The organism is Agrobacterium sp. CNPSo 3708 (genome assembly GCF_028674915.1).
Taxonomy (GTDB): Bacteria; Pseudomonadota; Alphaproteobacteria; order Rhizobiales; family Rhizobiaceae; genus Agrobacterium; species Agrobacterium cavarae.
Genome location: NZ_JAQZSF010000001.1, coordinates 381,776 through 400,254 on the forward strand (window position 1 = coordinate 381,776; position 18,479 = coordinate 400,254).

Sequence of the window (18,479 nt, forward strand, 5' to 3'; positions counted from 1 at the left end):
AAGTCGCGGCAGATGACAGATAAGAAGAAAATGCCCGGTCGGTTGAAAAACCGGCCGGATTTCCTTGCCGTTCAGGCGGGCGAGAAAAGGCGCGGAAGCACTTTTCTTCTGGAGGTCCTGGATCGACAGGCTCCTGAAACCGAACCCAGGGTCGGTTTTACCGTCACGAAACGCCAGGGAAACGCGGTGGAGCGCAACCGTATGCGTCGCCGCCTCAGGGAAGCCGTGAGGCTTTCTGCCGGGTTTGCAATGAAACCCGGGCATGACTATGTGATTGTCGCCCGAAGGGACGCATTGAATACCGACTTCGCCGTACTGGAAAACTTGCTCATAGAGCGGATCGAGGGACGCGCGAAAAACGGACGCTCCCGGGAGACCCGCTCCAGGAAAGAATGATGGAAAAAAACCGCAATTACTTTATCGCGATCGCCCTTTCGGTTGTCATCGTACTTGCCTGGCAGTTTCTCTACATGAACCCGCGTATCGAGCAGCAGCGCCGCGCCGAAGAGGCACGCCAGGCGCAGCAGGCGACGCAACAGACGCAGACCACGACGGCACCCGCCGACGGCTCGTCCGCACCGGCCACGACGCCGAACGCGACGACGCCCGCCACCGGCAGCCAGCAGGCAGGGACCTTGTCTCGCGCCGAGGCGCTGGCGAAGACCCAGCGTGTCGAAATCGACACGAATGCCATTGCCGGCTCCATCAACCTGACGGGCGCGCGTCTCGATGACGTTCGTCTGAAGGACTATCATGAGACGGTGGATGACTCGAGCCCGATCATCACGCTCCTCTCGCCTGCCGAGACGCATGACGGTTACTTCACCGAACTCGGCTATATCGGCAACGAGGGCGTTGGCTCCGTGCCTGGCCCGACCACGGTCTGGACCGCACCGGCCGGCGCAAAGCTGACCGAGACGACGCCGGTCACGCTTTCCTACACCAACGACAAGGGCGTGGTCTTCAACCGCACCATCTCGATCGACGACCACTACATGGTCACCGTCACCGACAAAATCGAGAACCCCGGTCAGGACGCGATCACGCTTTCGGCCTATGGCCGCATCACGCGTAACAACAAGCCTGTCACCCCGCCCGTCTTCGTGATCCACGAAGGCTTCCTGGGCGTTGCCGGTGCTGATGGCAGCCTGACGGAAGAGACCTACAAGAAGGTCGAGGAACAGCCCTATGTCCTGCCGAAGGCAACCGGCGGCTGGCTCGGCATCACCGACAAGTACTGGGCGGCAGCGATCGTTCCGCCACAGGACAAGGCCGTCGAGACCCGCTACTCGCACTTTACCGATGGTCAGCCGCGTTATCAGGCCGATTATCGCAGCGATGCCGTGACCATTGCGCCCGGCGCATCCACCGAGCTGAAGAACATGATCTTCGCCGGTGCGAAAGAAGTGCCGCTGGTCGATCGGTACGAGAAGCAGTATTCCATTCCGAAGTTCGATCTCTTGATCGACTGGGGCTGGTTCTACTTCATCACCAAGCCGATGTTCAAACTGATGGATTTCTTCTTCCGTTACTTTGGCAATTTCGGCGTGGCGATCCTGCTCACCACCATCGTCGTCAAGCTCCTGTTCTTCCCGCTCGCCAGCAAGCAATATGCCTCCATGGCGAATATGAAGCGCATGCAGCCCAAGATCGAGGAGCTGAAGGCCAAGTTCGGCGACGACCGGATGGGCATGCAGCAGGCGATGATGCAGCTCTACAAGGAAGAAAAGATCAATCCGATTGCCGGCTGCTGGCCGATGCTTTTGCAGATCCCGGTCTTCTTCGCGCTCTACAAGGTCATCTACGTCACCATCGAAATGCGTCACGCGCCTTTCTTCGGCTGGATTCACGATCTGTCTGCGCCAGATCCGACCTCGCTCTTCAATCTGTTCGGTCTTCTGCCCTATGACGTGCCGCACTTCCTGATGATTGGCGTCTGGCCTATCATCATGGGCATCACCATGTTCCTGCAGATGCGCATGAACCCGACGCCGCCCGATCCGACCCAGGCGATGATCTTCACCTGGATGCCGCTGATCTTCACCTTCATGCTGGCGTCTTTCCCGGCCGGTCTGGTGATCTACTGGGCATGGAACAACACCCTGTCGATCTCGCAGCAGGCTGTGATCATGAAGCGCCACGGCGCCAAGATCGAGCTCTTCGACAACCTCAAAGGGGTGTTCAAGCGAAAGCCGGTGCAATCCAAATGACGGCTGACAAGCCCCTCTTCGGAAGGCCGTGGATTTTCATCCGCGGCGTTCCGGCCATGAAGTTCCTTCCTCCCGAGGGCCCGGCAGAAATCGCTTTTGCCGGGCGTTCGAATGTCGGCAAGTCTTCGTTGATCAATGCGCTCGTCGGCCATAAAGGATTGGCGCGCACCTCGAATACCCCGGGCCGCACGCAGGAACTCAACTATTTCGTGCCGGAAGGCTATTCCGGTGCCGGAGACGATCTGCCACCGATGGCACTGGTCGATATGCCGGGCTATGGCTACGCACAGGCGCCCAAGGATCAGGTCGATAACTGGACGAAGCTCGTCTTCGACTATCTGCGTGGCCGCGCAACGTTGAAGCGCGTCTATGTGCTGATCGATTCCCGTCACGGCATCAAAAAGAATGACGAAGACGTCTTGAGCCTTCTCGACAAGGCGGCCGTCTCCTATCAGATCGTTCTGACGAAGACGGACAAGATCAAGGAACCTGCCGTTCCGCGCCTCGTCAGCGAGACGCTGGAGAAGATCAAAAAGCGCCCTGCGGCCTATCCGGAAGTTCTGGCAACGTCATCTGAAAAATCGGCCGGTCTAGATGAACTGCGCGCAGAAATCCTGAAAACGGTTGGTTATCCGCAGCCCTGACGGTTGACGGTCGAAATGCTCAAACGGCGGTGAAGAGCAGCACTGCAGCCCACAGAACGGCCGCAAGTGTCGTCATCCGCCAGAAGCGGGTGGAGTTCCACAGAGCTGTAAGGATGGCGAAGCGGCCATAGATGCTGCGATGAAGCTTGTCGTCCGAACGGCGAAGCGCGTGATCCATAGAGGCATCCACATAGGATGCAAAGGTGCGCTATTCGCGCACTTCCGTTTCGGCAAGATTGTCTTCCCAGCGCCGCACGATGGTGGCGAATTGCTGATCTTTGCGAACCCTTTCGGCAAGCTCGGCTTTCACGTCTTCCGGCAGCGCGCCGAGCACATATTTGCCCGCAAGCACCTGATCCTTCAAACCGCCGCGCATATCCTTATCCGGCAAGGCCATTCTTCTTCAAACTCCGCTGCTTCGCGCCACTGTCATCATGACAGCCTGCCGATTCGAACCTCGAACGGCCGGACGCAGACTCCCCGAACAAGGCTGGTCCGAATGCGCCCGCGTGTCAATCCGATTAGGCAGCGCATGGGCCATCCTCTGCGAATTATGTTTCTCGCCGACCCCATCCCGTGTTTCATCCGTCAAAAACTTGCGTTACAAGCGGCGCGTTCCAGCAAGAGGTTTTTCTCATGGCGAGTATCGAAAGCGAAATGCAGGCCCGGCTTCTGGCTCAGGCCCTTCCCTTCATGCAGAAGTATGAAAACAAGACAATCGTCGTAAAATATGGCGGTCACGCCATGGGCGACATGGCTCTTGGAAAAGCTTTCGCCGAAGACATCGCGCTTCTCAAGCAATCCGGCATCAACCCCATCGTCGTTCATGGCGGGGGCCCGCAGATCGGCGCGATGCTGACGAAGATGGGAATCGAATCGAAGTTCGAAGGCGGTCTGCGCGTCACAGACGCCAAGACGGTCGAGATCGTCGAAATGGTTCTGGCAGGCTCGATCAACAAGGAGATCGTTGCCCTCATCAACCAGACGGGTGAGTGGGCCATCGGCCTTTGCGGCAAGGATGGCAACATGGTCTTTGCCGAAAAGGCGCGCAAGACCGTGACCGATCCGGACAGCCATATCGAGCGGGTCCTCGATCTCGGCTTCGTCGGCGAGGTCGTTGAAGTCGATCGCACGCTGCTCGATCTATTGGCAAAGTCCGAGATGATCCCCGTCATCGCCCCTGTGGCACCCGGTCGTGATGGCGCGACATACAACATCAATGCCGATACCTTCGCTGGCGCAATTGCCGGCGCGCTCCACGCCACCCGCCTGCTGTTCCTCACCGATGTCGAGGGCGTTCTCGACAAGAACAAGGAACTGATCAAGGAACTGACCGTCTCCCAGGCCAAGGCGCTGATCAAGGACGGCACCATCTCCGGCGGGATGATCCCGAAGGTGGAAACCTGCATCGAGGCGATCAAGGCCGGTGTGCAGGGCGTGGTGATCCTCAACGGCAAGACCGCCCACTCGGTCCTTCTGGAAATCTTCACGGAAGGTGCCGGCACGCTGATCGTGCCCTGAGCCGTCGGATTTTGGCTTGGGTCAGCCCCAGGCCAAAAGTGACAGCACGCCCAGGACGATCAACAGGCAACCGATCAGTTCGAGCTTGTTGATCTTTTCCTTGAAGAAAAAGACAGTCGAGGCGAAGGCAAAGAGCATTTCTACCTGCGCCAGCGCCTTGACGACTGCGGCTTGCTGCAGAGTCATCGCCGTGAACCAGCCAAATGAGGCGGTGGCACCGACGAACCCGACAGCGATGGCCGGTTTCCATGCCCTGGCGATACGCGCCAGTTCTTCCCGCTCCCGCAGAATAATCCAGATGAGCATTGTTACCGTTTGCGTCACGATGACCACCACGAGCGTGAAGCTCGCCTGCATGATGGCGTCGGGCGCCGGCAGGCTTGCGGCAATCGAGAGCGATGCGGAACGATAAGCGACGGAGGAGAGACCGAAGAGTGCGCCAGATGCGAGGCCAATCCCCGCGGTTTTGCTGAAGATGGAGGTGATGATGGAAACGGGAGAGAGCGCCGTTCTCGCCACCGAAATCAGCATGACACCGGAGACCGAGATGGCAATGGCCAGCAGCGTTCCGGCGCTGACGCTTTCGCCCACGAAGATGAGCGCGAAGAGTGCCGCCTGAGCAGGCTCCGTGCGCGAGTAAGCCGTACCGACAGCGAAATTACGGAACGAGAACAGATGCACCAGCAGGAAGGTGGCGCCGATCTGCGCCATCGATCCAACCGCCGCCCATAGCGCGAAGGTTCCGTTGATCGATGGCAATGGCCTTGCCAGTCCAAAATGCAGGATGGCGAGATAGGTCAACGCAAAGGGCATGCCGAAGCCGAAGCGCACGAAGGTGGCGCCCGTGGTCCCCATGCTCTTCTTCAGATGTTTTTGAAAGGTCGAGCGCAGATTCTGCAAGAAGGCGCTGACCAGAGTGATGCCGATCCACAATTCCATGCCTTGGATTAGCATTGGCGCAGGTTTGCCGCCAAGGACGGTTTTCGTCACTGGCGGCGCGTTTTCGATTTTATTTGACCAGCGAAACGGGCATAAGCGTTGCATGAACACAAAGCCCAAGAACACCGCAGAGCCAGCCGATTTCGCCCATGTGACGGAGTGGGTCTTCGATCTCGACAACACGCTCTACCCGCATCACATCAATCTCTTCTCGCAGATCGACCGCAACATGACCGCCTATGTGGCGGAACTGTTGCAGCTCGATCCGGAAGATGCGCGCGTTCTTCAGAAGCGCTACTACCACGAGCATGGAACGACGCTTCAAGGACTGATGATCCACTACGGTATCGATCCTAACGACTTCCTGGAGAAGGCACATGCGATCGACTATTCCGCCTTGCTTCCAGATCCGGAGTTGGGAGAGGCCATCAAGGCTCTGCCTGGCCGCAAATTCATTCTGACCAATGGCAGCGTCAAGCATGCTCAGGCCGCTGCCGGTGCGCTGGGAATCCTCGATCACTTCGAAGATATCTTCGACATCGTCGCTGCGGGTTACCTGCCGAAGCCCGCGGGCCAGACCTACGAAAAATTTGCCGCGCTGAAACAGCTCGATACCAAAAGGGCTGCGATGTTCGAGGACCTGCCGCGTAATCTCGTGGCACCCCGAGCGATGGGTATGAAGACGGTGCTTCTCGTTCCGCGCAATCTCGAAGGCGTCGTGATGGAGCGCTGGGAAATCCCGGCCGAGACGGATGATCACATCGATTACATTACCGATAACCTATCGGAATTTTTGGTAGGACTCCAAGACAGCCGAGCTTAGAGCAATCCATATATTACGGATATTTCATATGCATTACGGATGTTTAACTGGTGGGAACGAAGCGTCGCCTATAGCGTCTTACGAGGGACACCAACGGAAAGGTTTTGATATGCTAAAACGGAAGATCGCCATCACCGCGCTTGGCGCTGCCCTGATGCTCAGCACCACTGCGTCCATGACGATGGCGGCTCCACGTGGCGGCGCCGACCGTGAAGGTCCGCGCATGCGCCCTGAGCCGATGTTCGTTCACCTCTTGAAGGTGGCCGATACCAACAAGGACGGCAAGATCACCAAGGAAGAGTTCAACGCCCGCCAGGAGGCACTCTTCACCGAGATCGACGCCGACAAGGACGGCTCCATCACGCCGAAGGAAATGCGAGACTATCGCCGGACGAAAATGGAAGCCTGGCGGGAAGCCAATCCGCGTCCGGAAAAAGCCGCAGCCGAGGCTGACCAGAAAAAGGCCGAGGGCGACAAGAAGGATGGTGAGCGCGAAAAGCGCCGTGAAGCTCGCGAAGAGCGCAAGGGCAAGGACCGTAAAGGCAAGATGAGCGGCATGTTCGCCTCAGCCGATACGGACGGCAACGGTCAGCTCAGCAAGCCTGAGTTCATGGCCGCTGGCGAAAAGATCTTCACGCGTCTAGACCGCAACAATGACGGCGTTATCAGCGTGGACGACATGCCGGATCGCCCCTGGCTCTAAGGCCATCTCGATGACTGAAGGCCCGCCCTGTTTCAGGGTGGGCCTTTTTTATCGGCCAATTGCTCCAGAACCGGACCGGTCACTCACGAACTAGTGCTAAATCACGCCGCGCAAAGGTGGTCACCGGTTTTGCGATAACGACATGCGACAAAACCGAGACCTAAGCGCCGGACGCAAATCTTAAAGATCGCAACGCGCTTTAGTGCAGGCTGATGGTCCGCAACTCGTCTTCGGCAGCCTTGAAGAAGGTGCTGGATCGGTTGTCGGTCAGAAGGATGGGTGTGCCGTCGGCGCCGAAAAGAGCCCAAAGATCAAGACCGGCATCGATCTCGGGCGCCTCGGGAAAGCACTTCATCACCTGTTCGGCTCGCATCTTGCGGATGTAGCCCACTTCGCCGGCACCAAGATGGGCCAGCTGGGATTTGGTCAGGCGCGCATGCGCTTCTTTTAAAAGCATGTTTCAGCCTCCATCGAGCGCCGTTGTTGCGTCCTTTGAAGACGTATCCGGTCGCTCAGAATTTCAAGTCGACGCGCAGTCCGTTGCGAAGATCCTCCGGATCCTTGCGCCGATGCGTTGGTCTTTGACCAGGAGACTGAACGGAATCAGTCTACGGGGCCAGAGTCTTACTGTGAGACGGAAATGTTAATTTTCTTCACCACGTTGTAGATTTCCGGACGGGTGAGTTCGATGGAGAGCAGACCGTTCTTCAGGCGCGCAGTGTGCACCTGCATACCGTCAGCCAGCACGAAAACGCGCTGGAACTGCCGCGCGGCGATACCGCGATAGAGGTAGTCGCGCTTTTCCTGATCCTGCTGGCGCCCACGGATCACCAGCTGATTATCCGCCGTCGTGACCTCGAGATCGTCTTCGGAAAATCCGGCAACCGCAATGGTGATGCGCAGTCGCTCAGGGCTTGAGTCTTCCGCCGCCAGCCGCTCGATATTGTATGGCGGATAGCCGTCATTCGATTTTGCCATACGCTCCAGCGTTTTTTCCATGGCATCGAATCCCAGCATCAAGGGGTTTGTGAAGGGTGTCATGCGGCTCATAGTCCCGTGTCCTTGCATCCAAGCGACGATCTTGTGGCGCACGTGGTGATGCGGCGCCCAGCCCCGTTTCGGCAGCTCATTGCCATATGGTAACATGGTGCCCGAAACGCAAGAACGCCGCATCGGCAAAACCACCGGTCTTCGGCAGCCCATTGACAAGCCGGTCAAACCAGCTTGAAAAGACATGACTTACAGCATCGGCCGAAAATCGGACTCGATTTTTGGAAAAGGACGATGCGTGGATTGAAAGAGTAAGAGCTTCCTTTGTGCGTCCAAAAGAACGCAGGGCGCTCTGGACAGACAGGATGACCATGGCCGAGCGCAGAAAAATCATTATCGACACCGATCCCGGGCAGGATGACGCAGCCGCGATCATGCTCGCACTTGCAAGCCCCGACGAGATCGAAATTCTCGGGCTGTGCGCCGTGGCAGGCAATGTGCCGCTCAAGCTGACAAGCCGCAACATCCGCATCATTCTGGAACTGTGCAACCGTCCTGAAGTGCCGGTCTATGAGGGTTGCGAACGTCCGCTAGTGCGCGCACCGATCACGGCCGAGCATGTGCATGGCAGCACTGGCCTCGACGGCCCGACGCTACCGGAACCCACACTGGCTGCACAGTCCCAGCACGCGGTGGATTTCATCATCGACACCCTTCGTCGCGAGCCGGAAGGCACGGTGACGCTCTGCACGCTCGGCGCGCTCACCAATGTCGCGACCGCTCTGCAAAAAGCACCGGATATCGCGCCGCGGGTGAAAGAACTGGTGCTGATGGGCGGCGGCTTCTTCGAGGGTGGCAACATCACGCCAGCGGCCGAGTTCAACATCTATGTCGATCCGCATGCCGCCGAGATCGTCTTCCGCTCCGGCATTCCGCTCGTGATGATGCCGCTGGATGTGACGCACAAGCTGTTGACGACCAAGGCGCGCGTTGCCCGCATCCGTGATATCGGCACGCACCCGGCCATCGCCATGGCGGAAATGCTGGAGTTCTTTGAGCGATTCGACGTGGAGAAGTACGGCTCCGATGGCGGGCCGCTGCATGATCCGACCGTGATTGCCTACCTGATCAAGCCTGAGCTTTTCGCTGGACGCGATTGCAATGTGGAAATCGAGACGTCGTCTGACCTGACCATGGGCATGACCGTGGTCGATTGGTGGAAGGTGACGGAGCGTCCCGTCAATGCCAAGGTTTTCCGAGATGTGGATGCCGATGGCTTTTTCGCGCTGCTCACCGAGCGCTTCGCAAGGCTCTGATCACCGCTTCTCACAAAAATGCCCGGGCTCAGAGACGATCGAGCCCGGGCATTTTTGTGCGATGTTATCCCGTCGAGAAACGGCAGCCTTTATAGCTCATAGAAATCGGCGACGATCTTCCAGGCTTCTTCGGCTGTCTCGGCGAAGTGAAACAGGTCGATATCGTCCGGCGCGATGGTGCCGAAATCCGCCAATGCCTTGAAATTGATGATAGAGTGCCAGAAATCCCTGCCGAAAAGGATGAGCGGGATTGGTGCCATGCGCTTGGTCTGGATCAGCGTCACGGTTTCGAACAGTTCGTCCATGGTACCGAAGCCGCCGGGGAAGACGACCACGGCCTTGGCCCGCATGAGGAAGTGCATCTTGCGGATGGCGAAATAGTGGAAGTTGAAGCTGAGCTCCGGCGTCACATAGGGGTTCGGCGCCTGTTCATGTGGCAGCAGGATGTTGAGGCCGATCGAGGGAGCGCCTGCTTCTGATGCTCCCCTGTTGCCCGCTTCCATCACACCCGGGCCGCCTCCGGTCATGACAACATATTCGCGGTGATCGAATTTCTCCGCTTCGACAGCACAGAGCTGCGCGAATTTGCGTGCCTCATCGTAATAGACCGAGGCTGCTTCGAGGTTCTTCTTCTGGGTCTCGTTGCGCGCCGCCCAAGCGGCGGCTCCCGGCTCAGGAATACGCGCACCGCCGAACATCACCACCGTCGATTTGATGCCGCGTTCAGACAGGATCATCTCCGGTTTCAACAGTTCGAGTTGAAGGCGGATCGGGCGCAATTCTTCCCGGCATAGGAAGTCGGTATCGGTATAGGCAAGGCGATAGGAGGGCGAGGCGCTTTGCGGTGTCTTAGGGATAACTTCGGCCTGGTGCTTGTCGTCCGAACTGTTTTTCAGCGGGTCCCAAACACCATCTTTGCGCCGCAGCTTGCCGTTTTTCAGTTTCGCCATTTCCATGCCTTTCCGATGCTTGCGTCAAATCGCCCAAATCGCATTGACGCACTTGAAACACTCGCTTAGAGCAATTGACCGTGTCCGGCCAGCGGTGCGGATGTTTCCCTGAAATGACGATAGTCAGCGAAGTTTAAGGAATTCTCATGAGCAGCTCGGATCTCGGCACCCTCGAAAGCATCATCGAAACCGCATTCGAAAACCGCGACGGCGTGAACACCTCCACGAAGGGTGAAGTTCGCGATGCGGTCGAGACCTCGCTCAATCTTCTCGACGCCGGCGAGGCCCGCGTGGCCGAGCGTGAGGCCAATGGAAACTGGAAGGTGAACCAGTGGCTGAAGAAAGCCGTCCTGCTCTCCTTCCGCCTCAACGACATGGAAATCGTGACCGGTGGCCCAGGCGAATCCACCTGGTGGGACAAGGTGCCCTCCAAGTTCGAAAACTGGGGTGAAAACCAGTTTCGCGCTGCCGGCTTCCGCGCTGTGCCGAATGCCGTGGTTCGTCGCTCCGCCTATGTGGCGAAGAACGTCGTGCTGATGCCGTCCTTCGTCAATCTCGGTGCCTATGTCGATGAAGGCACCATGGTCGATACGTGGGCAACCGTCGGCTCCTGCGCCCAGATCGGCAAGCACGTCCATCTTTCCGGCGGCGTCGGCATTGGCGGCGTGCTCGAGCCGCTCCAGGCTGGCCCCACCATCATCGAAGACAATTGCTTCATCGGCGCGCGCTCCGAAGTCGTCGAAGGCTGCATCATCCGTGAGGGCTCGGTGCTTGGCATGGGCGTCTATATCGGAAAGTCCACCAAGATCGTGAACCGCGCGACCGGCGAAATCTTCTACGGCGAAGTCCCGCCCTACTCCGTCGTGGTGGCCGGCACCATGCCTGGCAAGCCCTTCCCGAATGGCGAGCCGGGCCCTGGCCTCTACTGCGCCGTCATCGTCAAGACCGTCGACGAAAAGACGCGCTCCAAGACCGGTATCAACGAACTGCTGCGCGATTGAACTCAAGAAGACCCGCTAAAGCATGTCGCGCAAAAGTGTGCAGCGGTTTTGCGGTAACGACATGCGACAAAACAAGGACTTAAAGCGTAGGGAGCGAATCTGAAAGATCGCGACACGCTTTAAGAGTAGAAGCGGCAGAGAGTAGACAGCCCATGAACGCCACCGATCCCGTCTCCAATCTTGCCGCACTCATCCGCTGCCCTTCGGTCACGCCTGCAGAAGGCGGGGCGCTCAGCCTGCTCGATAACCTGCTCTCGCCGCTCGGCTTTGCGGTGGACCGAATGGTCGCGACCGAAGATGGCACGCCGGACGTGGAAAATCTCTACGCCCGCCTTGGTACCGATGGACCGCTTCTGATGTTTGCCGGTCATACCGATGTCGTACCGGTGGGCGATGAAGCTTCCTGGAGCCATCCGCCCTTTGCCGCTGAGATTGCCGGCGGCGAGATGTATGGTCGCGGCGCTGTCGACATGAAGGGCGGTATTGCCTGCTTCGTCGCAGCGATTGCCCGTCACATCGAAAAGCATGGCAAGCCGCAGGGCTCGGTATCCTTCCTGATTACCGGCGATGAGGAAGGTCCGTCGATCAACGGCACCTCGAAGCTTCTGGAATGGGCCGCCGCCAAGGGAGAGCGCTGGGATGCCTGCGTCGTCGGCGAGCCGACCAACCCGGACCAGCTCGGCGACATGATCAAGATCGGCCGCCGGGGTTCGCTCTCCGGCCGCATCACCGTGCATGGCGTGCAAGGCCATGCTGCCTATCCGCATCTTGCCGACAACCCCATTCGCGGCGTGCTGCAATTGACGCAAGCGCTGATGGACCCGCCTTTCGACAACGGCACCGACAATTTCCAGCCCTCCAATCTGGAAGTAACGACCATCGATACGGGTAACGCCGCAACCAACGTCATTCCGGCCAGAGCGACGGCGTCCTTCAATATCCGTTTCAACGACACCTGGACGGCAGAGACTTTGCGGGCCGAGATCATCCGTCGTCTGGATGCGGCTGCCGCTGACGGCGCGCTTCGTCCGGATCGGACACCCGTCAATTACGAGATCGTCTGGGCTGATCGGCCGAGCCACGTGTTCCTGACGCGCAACAATGCGCTGATCTCCTCACTTTCGGGCGCGGTGGCCGAGGTCACGGGTCTGGAGCCGAAGCTTTCGACCACCGGCGGCACCTCCGATGCGCGCTTCATCAAGGATTACTGCCCCGTGGTGGAGTTCGGTCTCGTCGGGAAAACGATGCATATGGTCGATGAGAGTGTCGCCGTAGCGGACCTCGAAACGCTGACACGCATCTATGAAACCTTCATCGAACGCTGGTTCGGCCATGCCGCCACTGAGTGAAGTCGCCATTTATCTGCGCGGGTTGTCGTTGCTGTTTCTCGGCAACAAGGAAGGCCTGCGACTTCTGGACATCACTGATCGCGGCTTGCTTCGCTCCTTCTACGCCGCGCTCTGGTGCCTGCCTTCCATGGCGCTTTCTTGGTACTGGTGGCATGAAGCCTATCTATCCGGACTGCCGGAAGGCGTTCATACGGGCGCGATCTTCTTCATCCGTCTCGCCATCGTCGAAGCGATCTGCTGGATGGTGCCGCTGATCCTGATCGGCGTGCTGCTTTATGCCTTTGGAGCGAGAGGCAAGTTTCAAGCGATTATCGTGGTAGCAAACTGGTTGTCGGTGCCATTCTCCTACGCCTATTCGTTGCTGATCCTGATTGCGCTGCTCCTGCCCGCGTTGCACGGGCTTGTCGCAATCCTCTGGTTTGCGCTGCTGCTGACGCTCGTCTTCACCTTCTCGAGGATCGTGCGGTTTTTCGTGCGCGACCAGCCGCTTCTGGTAACGGCATTGGTCATGACCCTGCTTGTACCCGGGATGATCCTGTCGGAACTGCTGCAGCGCTTTCTTGGCGTTTACCCGACCTGATCATCGGAGGCTGAAAGTCAGACTTCGCTGCCCTCTGCCGCACCTGTCCGCGGCTGCCGCGGCGGTATGACGTCGGGATAATCCACCTGCATGAAGTAGAGGCCTTCCGGCGGCGCGACCGGGCCGCAGGCCTTGCGGTCCCGCGCCTCAAGTGCAGCGCGGACATCATCGGGCGTCATCGCGCCCTCGCCTGCCAGCTTCAGCGTTCCGGCGAAGGAGCGGATCTGGTTGTGCAGGAAGCTCTGCGCCGTTGCGCGGATCTCAATCAGGTCGCCAGTGCGTGTCACATCAAGCCTGTCCAGCGTGCGCACGGGACTGTTGGCCTGGCAATTCACTGAGCGGAAAGTGGTGAAGTCATGCCGCCCAACCAGCATCTGCGCGGCCGCATGCATTCTCTCATGGTCGAGGTCTTTCGACACCCACCAGGCGCGCTTGTGCTCCAGCGCCAGGCGTGATTTGCGCGAGATGATGCGGTAGAGATAATGGCGACGGATCGCAGAAAAGCGGGCGTCGAAATCCTCCGTCACGGCTGCTACGTCGAGCACCGAGACTGCGTCGCCTGCCATTGCCAGATGGGCATTCAGCGCATTGCGAAGCTTGTAGGGCTGCCAGTCGCGCGCTAGATCCACATGGGTGACCTGACCCACCGCATGCACGCCGGAGTCGGTTCTGCCAGCCCCACGAATACCGACCTTCTCGCCCGTCAGCGACAGGACGGCCGCTTCGAGTGCGCCCTGAACCGACCTGCCATTGTCCTGCCTCTGCCAGCCAACATAGGACGTACCGTCATATTCGACGCTCATGCGAAAACGCGGCATCGGCTACAGCCTCGTTCCGATGGCAACGGGCGTTCCGCGCAGGAAGTCCGCAGCCAGCATCGGCTTGCCGCCTGCCTTCTGCAACTTTAGGAGACGCACTGCACCGCTGGCGCAAGCAATCGTCAATTGGTCGTCAAGAACGGAGCCTGCCTCGCCCATTCCCTCGGCCCGCTCGCTTGCCAAGACCTTGACGCGTTCCGGCTTGCCGCCGATCTCCAGTTCGAACCAGGCACCGGGCAAGGGTGCCAGCCCACGAATGTGGTTGTGTACGTCCTGCGATGGGCGGGAGAAATCGATCCGCGTCTCCGCTTTGTCGATCTTGGCGGCGTAGAGAACGCCCTCCTCGGCCTGCACCGTCAGCGGCAGATCGTCGTTCTCGAGCTTTGCCATGGCGTCACGCATCAACCGGGCGCCTTTCAGCATCAGCGCATCATGCAACTCGCCGGCCGTCATGTTCTCATCGATGGGAACGCGAGCTGTCAGCGCCACGGGGCCGGTGTCCAGCCCCTTTTCCATCTTCATCACCATCATGCCTGTTTCGGCATCGCCCGCCATGATGGCGCGCTGGATGGGCGCCGCACCGCGCCAGCGGGGCAGAAGGGATGCGTGGCCGTTGTAGCAGCCAAGGCGTGTGCCATTCAAAATGGCCTCAGGCAGTAGAAGACCATAGGCAACGACCACCGCGACATCGGCATCGAACGCGGCAAATTGCTGTCGATCTTCGTTCGCCTTGAAATTCAACGGGGTCAGAACCGGAATTCCCAAAAGCTCTGCAGCCTGATGCACGGGGGATTTTTGCAGGTCCAGTCCACGACGACCGCCTGGGCGCGGCGGCTGCGTATAGACCGCCACGACATGATGGCCCGCCTCTTTCAGCGCGCGCAGCGTTGGGACCGAAAACTCCGGCGTTCCCATGAATATGATGCGAAGAGCCATTGTTGCCCCCTGCCCTGCTGCTGGTACCGGGCGGCCTATCGGCCAGCCGGATCAGACCTTGGCGCGGGCCAGCTTGGTGAATTTCTTGATGACCATGTCACGCTTCAGCCGCGAGATGTGGTCGATGAAGAGCACGCCGTTCAGATGGTCGATTTCATGCTGCAGGCAGGTGGCAAGAAGACCATCGGCCTCGATCGTCTGCTGCTTGCCGTCGCGGTCCACATATCCAACCGTCAAAGAGGCCGGACGTTCGACTTCGGCGTAGTAATCGGGGATGGAGAGGCAGCCCTCTTCATAGGTCGAGACATCGTCCGATACTTTGAGGATTTCCGGATTGATGAAAACCTGCGGCTTGTTTTCCTCATCGTCGCGCGAAAGGTCGATCACCAGCATACGGCGCGCAACGCCAATCTGGATCGCGGCCAGACCGATGCCCGGCGCGTCATACATGGTCTCCAGCATGTCGTCTGCCAGGCGCTGGATTTCCGAATCCACCGTCTCGACAGGCTTGGATTGCTGGCGCAGCAGTGGATCGGGCAAAATGATAAGAGGCTTGATCGTCATGGCTTCCCATAACCCATCTCATCAGCCGAGGAAATGAAAAAATACGGTCGATTCAACGCTGCTACTGGATAGCCGACTCATTTTTGCCGCGGACATGTTCTTGTTTTGTACGAATCAGAATAACTCTGTTAGATTGCGTCATGAACATCGATCTCAATGGCCTCGGTCAAACGGCTTTCAGCGTTGGAACGCTTAACATTTCTGTCGGCGCGCTCCTTTTCTTTCTGGCCTTTGCCGGGCTGCTGGCCGTCCTCTTTCTTCTGCGTAAACCGGCAGCGCCGGATCAGCCACGGGAAGAGCTTACCGAACTTCTGAAGACCCAGACCGAGTTGCAAGGCCGTATCGCCGCCATGGCGGATGCCTTTTCCGCGCGCCAGAACGAGATGAGCCAGACGCTGAACGAGCGATTGGACGGCATGTCGCAGCGGCTCGGCACGACGCTGACGGAACAGACCCGGTCGACCCATGAGAACCTCAGCAAGCTGCAGGAGCGCCTTGCCGTCATCGATGCTGCTCAAGGCAACATCCAGGATCTTGCCAAGGATGTGATCGGGCTGCAGGCGATCCTTTCGAACAAGCAGACCCGTGGCGCCTTCGGCCAGGCCCGCATGGAAGCGCTGATTGCCGATGCGCTGCCCTCTGGCACCTACCAGCTTCAACCCACACTTTCGAACGGCTTTCGGCCGGACTGCACGATCAAGATGCCGAACAATGCGCCGGTGCTGGTGATCGACGCCAAGTTTCCGCTGGAAGCCTGGAATGCCCTGAAGGCGGATGAATCTCCGGAAGCCAAGCGCACTGCGACCCAGCAGTTCCGCCGGGACATGGAAGTGCATATTCGCGATGTGTCGGAGAAGTATCTCATTCCTGGCGAGACGCAGGATACCGCCTTCATCTTCGTGCCGTCGGAATCGATCTTCGCCGATATTCACCAGCATTTCGAATTTCTGGTGCAGCGTGCTCACCGCTCCCGGGTGGTGATTGTTTCACCATCGCTATTGATGCTTTCGATCCAGGTTATCCAGTCGGTCCTGAAGGATCAACGAATGCGGGAGCAGGCCCATCTGATCCAGGGTGAAGTGGCGCTGTTGATGGACGATGTGCGGCGTCTGGATGAGCGTACCCGCAAGCTGCAGACGCATTTCGGCCAGGCGCAGCGCGATGTCGAGATGATGCTGACGTCGTCGGAAAAGGTTCTCGCGCGTGGCGACAAGATCGAAAGCCTCGATTTTTCCACAAGCACCAAGGAGATCCCGCATTCGGAGGTGGAGCATATGCGCCGCATTGCAGATGCACGCGCGGGTGCAGCCAAGCTGCGCGTGGTGGATGACGAGTAGGCGGTCGCGCTGAAAGCAAACGAACGTCGCCGCCATTGCAAAAATTGATTTCCGATTTCGATCCCGATGCGCTAGAGCGCCGTGTGTCTTTTTAGACGCACAAAGGACGCTCTATCTTCTTTCAATCTACGCATCGTGCTTTCCAAAAATCGATTCCGATTTTCGGGCCGATGCTGTAGCACTATCGGCATTGTTAACGTCTTTGCCTTTTGGATCAGCCTCGCATGATTACTGTTTTCGGCTCCATCAACATGGATCTCGTCGCCACCTCTGACCGTCTTCCGAAGCCAGGCGAGACGGTGACCGGCAAAAGCTTTTCCACGGCGGCTGGTGGCAAAGGTGCCAATCAGGCGCTGGCCGCACGTCGCGCCGGAGCGGACGTCAAGATGGCAGGTGCGATTGGTGACGACACCTTTGCAGCCCCCGCACTCACGCTGCTGCGTGACGCCCGGACCGATCTGTCGCTGCTGAAGACGGTGGCCGAACCGACTGGAACGGCCGTGATCCTGATTGGCGAGGGTGGCGAGAACATGATCTCGGTTATTCCCGCGGCCAATGGCACGGTCTCGCCGCAGGATGCAGAGCGCGCCGTCTCGGAGATGGCCGAGGGCGACACGCTGATGCTGCAATTTGAAATTCCGGCCGATGCGATCGAGGCCTCTTTGAAGGCCGCCAAAGCCAAGCGTGTCACAACGATCATCAACACGGCTCCCCTCACCGCGGATGCGGCCCGCCTTTCCAAGCTTGCCAATATCGTTATCGCCAATGAGACCGAGTTCGAGTTGTTGATCGGCAAGAACGGGCTGTCATCTTCCGATCGGGAGAAGGAGTTGAGCGCGCTTCACGCGGAGACTGGGCAGACACTGATTGTCACGCTCGGTGCGGACGGCGTGATCGCTATTCGCAATGGCAAGCTCTTCAAGGCCATGGGCCTGAAGATAGAGCCGGTCGATACGGTGGGCGCTGGCGACACCTTCTGCGGCTATCTCGCCGCAAGCCTCGATGCCGGAATGGACTTCGAGAAGGCGCTGCGCCGTGCCGCTGTCGCTGGTTCGCTGGCCTGCACCCGAGAGGGTGCCCAGCCGTCTATCCCCACCGCTGCTGATGTGGATGCAAAGCTCTGAGACTATAAAGTCTCGTCCCGTCCTCAACCCGATCAAGCACCCTTGAACAGATTGAGGGCGGCATATTGCAAAAGCATGATCGTCTTGCCGTCGCGAATGACCCCTGAGGCGATCATGCTCATCGCCTCATCGATCCCGATTTCCATGACGGCAATATCCTCGCCCTCGTCTTCATTTCCTCCTCCGGCCGAGGTTCTGTCGTCGGGCTGATACTCGCCGACGAAGAAGTGCAGCCTCTCGGTGACGGAACCAGGGCTCATGAAGGCATCGAAGACCTGGCGCACAGCGCGTAGCTTGAAGCCGGTTTCCTCCTCCGTCTCCGCCCGGATGCGCGCTTCCGGTTCGGCATTGTCCAGAAGACCCGCTGGCGTTTCGATCAGAAGGTCGTCATGGCCGTTGACGAAGGCGGGATAGCGGAACTGTCTCGTCAGGATCACGGTGCGGCGTTCCTTGTCGTAAAGCAGGATCGTCGCGCCATTGCCGCGATCATAGGTCTCGCGCGATTGCTTTTGCCAGGTGCCATCCTCCCGGAGAAAGGAAAAGGTGGTCTTCTTCAGAAGGTACCAGTCGTTTGAGAGAACCTTGACGTCCTCGATGCTGATGCGATGCGCGATACTCATGAAACTTCCCTGTGGCTGGAGTTGACCGGTCGTGGACATACGCGCAATTTCGTG

22 protein-coding genes are annotated in these 18,479 nt (G+C 58.8%); 12 read left to right on the forward strand and 10 right to left on the reverse strand.

Features of this window, described 5'->3' with window-relative positions; translation table 11 throughout:
- Nucleotides 1-12: 12 nt before the first annotated feature.
- From rnpA to yihA, 3 genes are read left to right on the forward strand one after another with little or no spacing between them, the layout of a single operon-like run.
- Nucleotides 13-396 (forward strand): ribonuclease P protein component, encoded by a 384-nt coding sequence (gene rnpA, locus PVA19_RS01750; protein WP_062427079.1) that lies wholly within the window; start codon nucleotides 13-15, stop codon nucleotides 394-396.
- Nucleotides 396-2,210 (forward strand): membrane protein insertase YidC, encoded by a 1,815-nt coding sequence (gene yidC, locus PVA19_RS01755; protein ID WP_274100967.1) that lies wholly within the window; start codon nucleotides 396-398, stop codon nucleotides 2,208-2,210. The genes rnpA and yidC overlap by 1 nt, the downstream gene beginning before the upstream one ends.
- Nucleotides 2,207-2,854 (forward strand): ribosome biogenesis GTP-binding protein YihA/YsxC, encoded by a 648-nt coding sequence (gene yihA, locus PVA19_RS01760; RefSeq protein WP_274100968.1) that lies wholly within the window; start codon nucleotides 2,207-2,209, stop codon nucleotides 2,852-2,854. The genes yidC and yihA overlap by 4 nt, the downstream gene beginning before the upstream one ends.
- 19 nt (nucleotides 2,855-2,873) lie before the next feature.
- On the opposite strand, the gene PVA19_RS01765 is transcribed toward yihA, so the two are convergent.
- Nucleotides 2,874-3,032, reverse strand: a complete 159-nt coding sequence (locus tag PVA19_RS01765) for a hypothetical protein (RefSeq protein WP_274100969.1) — start codon at nucleotides 3,030-3,032, stop codon at nucleotides 2,874-2,876.
- A gap of 30 nt (nucleotides 3,033-3,062) precedes the next feature.
- Nucleotides 3,063-3,251 (reverse strand): hypothetical protein, encoded by a 189-nt coding sequence (locus tag PVA19_RS01770; RefSeq protein WP_274100970.1) that lies wholly within the window; start codon nucleotides 3,249-3,251, stop codon nucleotides 3,063-3,065.
- A gap of 239 nt (nucleotides 3,252-3,490) precedes the next feature.
- On the opposite strand from PVA19_RS01770, the gene argB reads away from it, so the two are divergent.
- Nucleotides 3,491-4,375, forward strand: coding sequence for an acetylglutamate kinase (gene argB / locus PVA19_RS01775; protein WP_062427083.1), 885 nt, complete (start codon nucleotides 3,491-3,493; stop codon nucleotides 4,373-4,375).
- Nucleotides 4,376-4,396: 21 nt separating this feature from the next.
- Here the strand turns inward: argB and PVA19_RS01780 are convergent, their stop codons facing one another.
- Complete coding sequence (locus PVA19_RS01780) at nucleotides 4,397-5,314, reverse strand: DMT family transporter (RefSeq protein WP_062445740.1); 918 nt, start codon at nucleotides 5,312-5,314, stop codon at nucleotides 4,397-4,399.
- Nucleotides 5,315-5,417: 103 nt separating this feature from the next.
- Between PVA19_RS01780 and PVA19_RS01785 the strand changes: the two genes are divergently transcribed.
- Both PVA19_RS01785 and PVA19_RS01790 read left to right on the forward strand, forming a co-directional pair.
- The gene (locus PVA19_RS01785) at nucleotides 5,418-6,137 is read left to right on the forward strand and encodes a pyrimidine 5'-nucleotidase (RefSeq protein WP_274100972.1); all 720 of its coding nucleotides are present in this window, start codon (nucleotides 5,418-5,420) and stop codon (nucleotides 6,135-6,137) included.
- 109 nt (nucleotides 6,138-6,246) lie between these two features.
- The gene (locus PVA19_RS01790) at nucleotides 6,247-6,840 is read left to right on the forward strand and encodes an EF-hand domain-containing protein (protein WP_274100973.1); all 594 of its coding nucleotides are present in this window, start codon (nucleotides 6,247-6,249) and stop codon (nucleotides 6,838-6,840) included.
- Between the two features lie 199 nt (nucleotides 6,841-7,039).
- Here the strand turns inward: PVA19_RS01790 and PVA19_RS01795 are convergent, their stop codons facing one another.
- Nucleotides 7,040-7,297 (reverse strand): DUF1150 family protein, encoded by a 258-nt coding sequence (locus PVA19_RS01795; RefSeq protein ID WP_274100974.1) that lies wholly within the window; start codon nucleotides 7,295-7,297, stop codon nucleotides 7,040-7,042.
- A 167-nt stretch (nucleotides 7,298-7,464) separates the two neighbouring features.
- A complete protein-coding gene (locus PVA19_RS01800) occupies nucleotides 7,465-7,890 on the reverse strand; it encodes an Hsp20 family protein (RefSeq protein ID WP_274100975.1) in 426 nt (141 codons plus the stop codon).
- Nucleotides 7,891-8,201: 311 nt separating this feature from the next.
- Here PVA19_RS01800 and PVA19_RS01805 point away from each other — a divergent pair, with 311 nt between their 5' ends.
- Nucleotides 8,202-9,146, forward strand: coding sequence for a nucleoside hydrolase (locus PVA19_RS01805; RefSeq protein WP_112358712.1), 945 nt, complete (start codon nucleotides 8,202-8,204; stop codon nucleotides 9,144-9,146).
- Between the two features lie 89 nt (nucleotides 9,147-9,235).
- Here PVA19_RS01805 and PVA19_RS01810 read toward each other — a convergent pair whose 3' ends face one another.
- Nucleotides 9,236-10,096 (reverse strand): LOG family protein, encoded by an 861-nt coding sequence (locus PVA19_RS01810; protein ID WP_082546507.1) that lies wholly within the window; start codon nucleotides 10,094-10,096, stop codon nucleotides 9,236-9,238.
- Between the two features lie 146 nt (nucleotides 10,097-10,242).
- Here PVA19_RS01810 and dapD point away from each other — a divergent pair, with 146 nt between their 5' ends.
- The 3 genes from dapD to PVA19_RS01825 all read left to right on the forward strand — a co-directional run bounded on the left by dapD (nucleotide 10,243) and on the right by PVA19_RS01825 (nucleotide 13,026).
- A complete protein-coding gene (gene dapD / locus PVA19_RS01815) occupies nucleotides 10,243-11,097 on the forward strand; it encodes a 2,3,4,5-tetrahydropyridine-2,6-dicarboxylate N-succinyltransferase (RefSeq protein ID WP_112358667.1) in 855 nt (284 codons plus the stop codon).
- A gap of 152 nt (nucleotides 11,098-11,249) precedes the next feature.
- Complete coding sequence (dapE, locus tag PVA19_RS01820) at nucleotides 11,250-12,446, forward strand: succinyl-diaminopimelate desuccinylase (RefSeq protein WP_274100976.1); 1,197 nt, start codon at nucleotides 11,250-11,252, stop codon at nucleotides 12,444-12,446.
- Nucleotides 12,430-13,026: a hypothetical protein gene (locus PVA19_RS01825; RefSeq protein WP_274100977.1), complete on the forward strand. Its 597-nt coding sequence runs from the start codon at nucleotides 12,430-12,432 to the stop codon at nucleotides 13,024-13,026. Before dapE ends, PVA19_RS01825 begins: the two co-directional genes overlap by 17 nt.
- A 17-nt stretch (nucleotides 13,027-13,043) precedes the next feature.
- Here the strand turns inward: PVA19_RS01825 and truA are convergent, their stop codons facing one another.
- From truA to def, 3 genes are read right to left on the reverse strand one after another with little or no spacing between them, the layout of a single operon-like run.
- Nucleotides 13,044-13,844 (reverse strand): tRNA pseudouridine(38-40) synthase TruA, encoded by an 801-nt coding sequence (gene truA / locus PVA19_RS01830; RefSeq protein ID WP_274100978.1) that lies wholly within the window; start codon nucleotides 13,842-13,844, stop codon nucleotides 13,044-13,046.
- Nucleotides 13,845-13,847: 3 nt separating this feature from the next.
- Entirely contained in the window at nucleotides 13,848-14,780 is a 933-nt protein-coding gene (fmt, locus tag PVA19_RS01835; protein WP_274100979.1) for a methionyl-tRNA formyltransferase, read from the reverse strand.
- A gap of 51 nt (nucleotides 14,781-14,831) precedes the next feature.
- Nucleotides 14,832-15,344: a peptide deformylase gene (def, locus tag PVA19_RS01840; RefSeq protein ID WP_112520001.1), complete on the reverse strand. Its 513-nt coding sequence runs from the start codon at nucleotides 15,342-15,344 to the stop codon at nucleotides 14,832-14,834.
- A 140-nt stretch (nucleotides 15,345-15,484) separates the two neighbouring features.
- Between def and PVA19_RS01845 the strand changes: the two genes are divergently transcribed.
- Nucleotides 15,485-16,681 carry a DNA recombination protein RmuC gene (locus PVA19_RS01845; RefSeq protein ID WP_274100980.1) on the forward strand — a complete coding sequence of 399 codons (1,197 nt, stop codon included), beginning with the start codon at nucleotides 15,485-15,487 and terminating at the stop codon, nucleotides 16,679-16,681.
- Nucleotides 16,682-16,905: 224 nt separating this feature from the next.
- Nucleotides 16,906-17,805 (forward strand): ribokinase, encoded by a 900-nt coding sequence (locus tag PVA19_RS01850; protein WP_062599212.1) that lies wholly within the window; start codon nucleotides 16,906-16,908, stop codon nucleotides 17,803-17,805.
- Nucleotides 17,806-17,837: 32 nt separating this feature from the next.
- Here the strand turns inward: PVA19_RS01850 and PVA19_RS01855 are convergent, their stop codons facing one another.
- Entirely contained in the window at nucleotides 17,838-18,425 is a 588-nt protein-coding gene (locus PVA19_RS01855; RefSeq protein WP_274100981.1) for an NUDIX domain-containing protein, read from the reverse strand.
- Nucleotides 18,426-18,479: the final 54 nt, after the last annotated feature.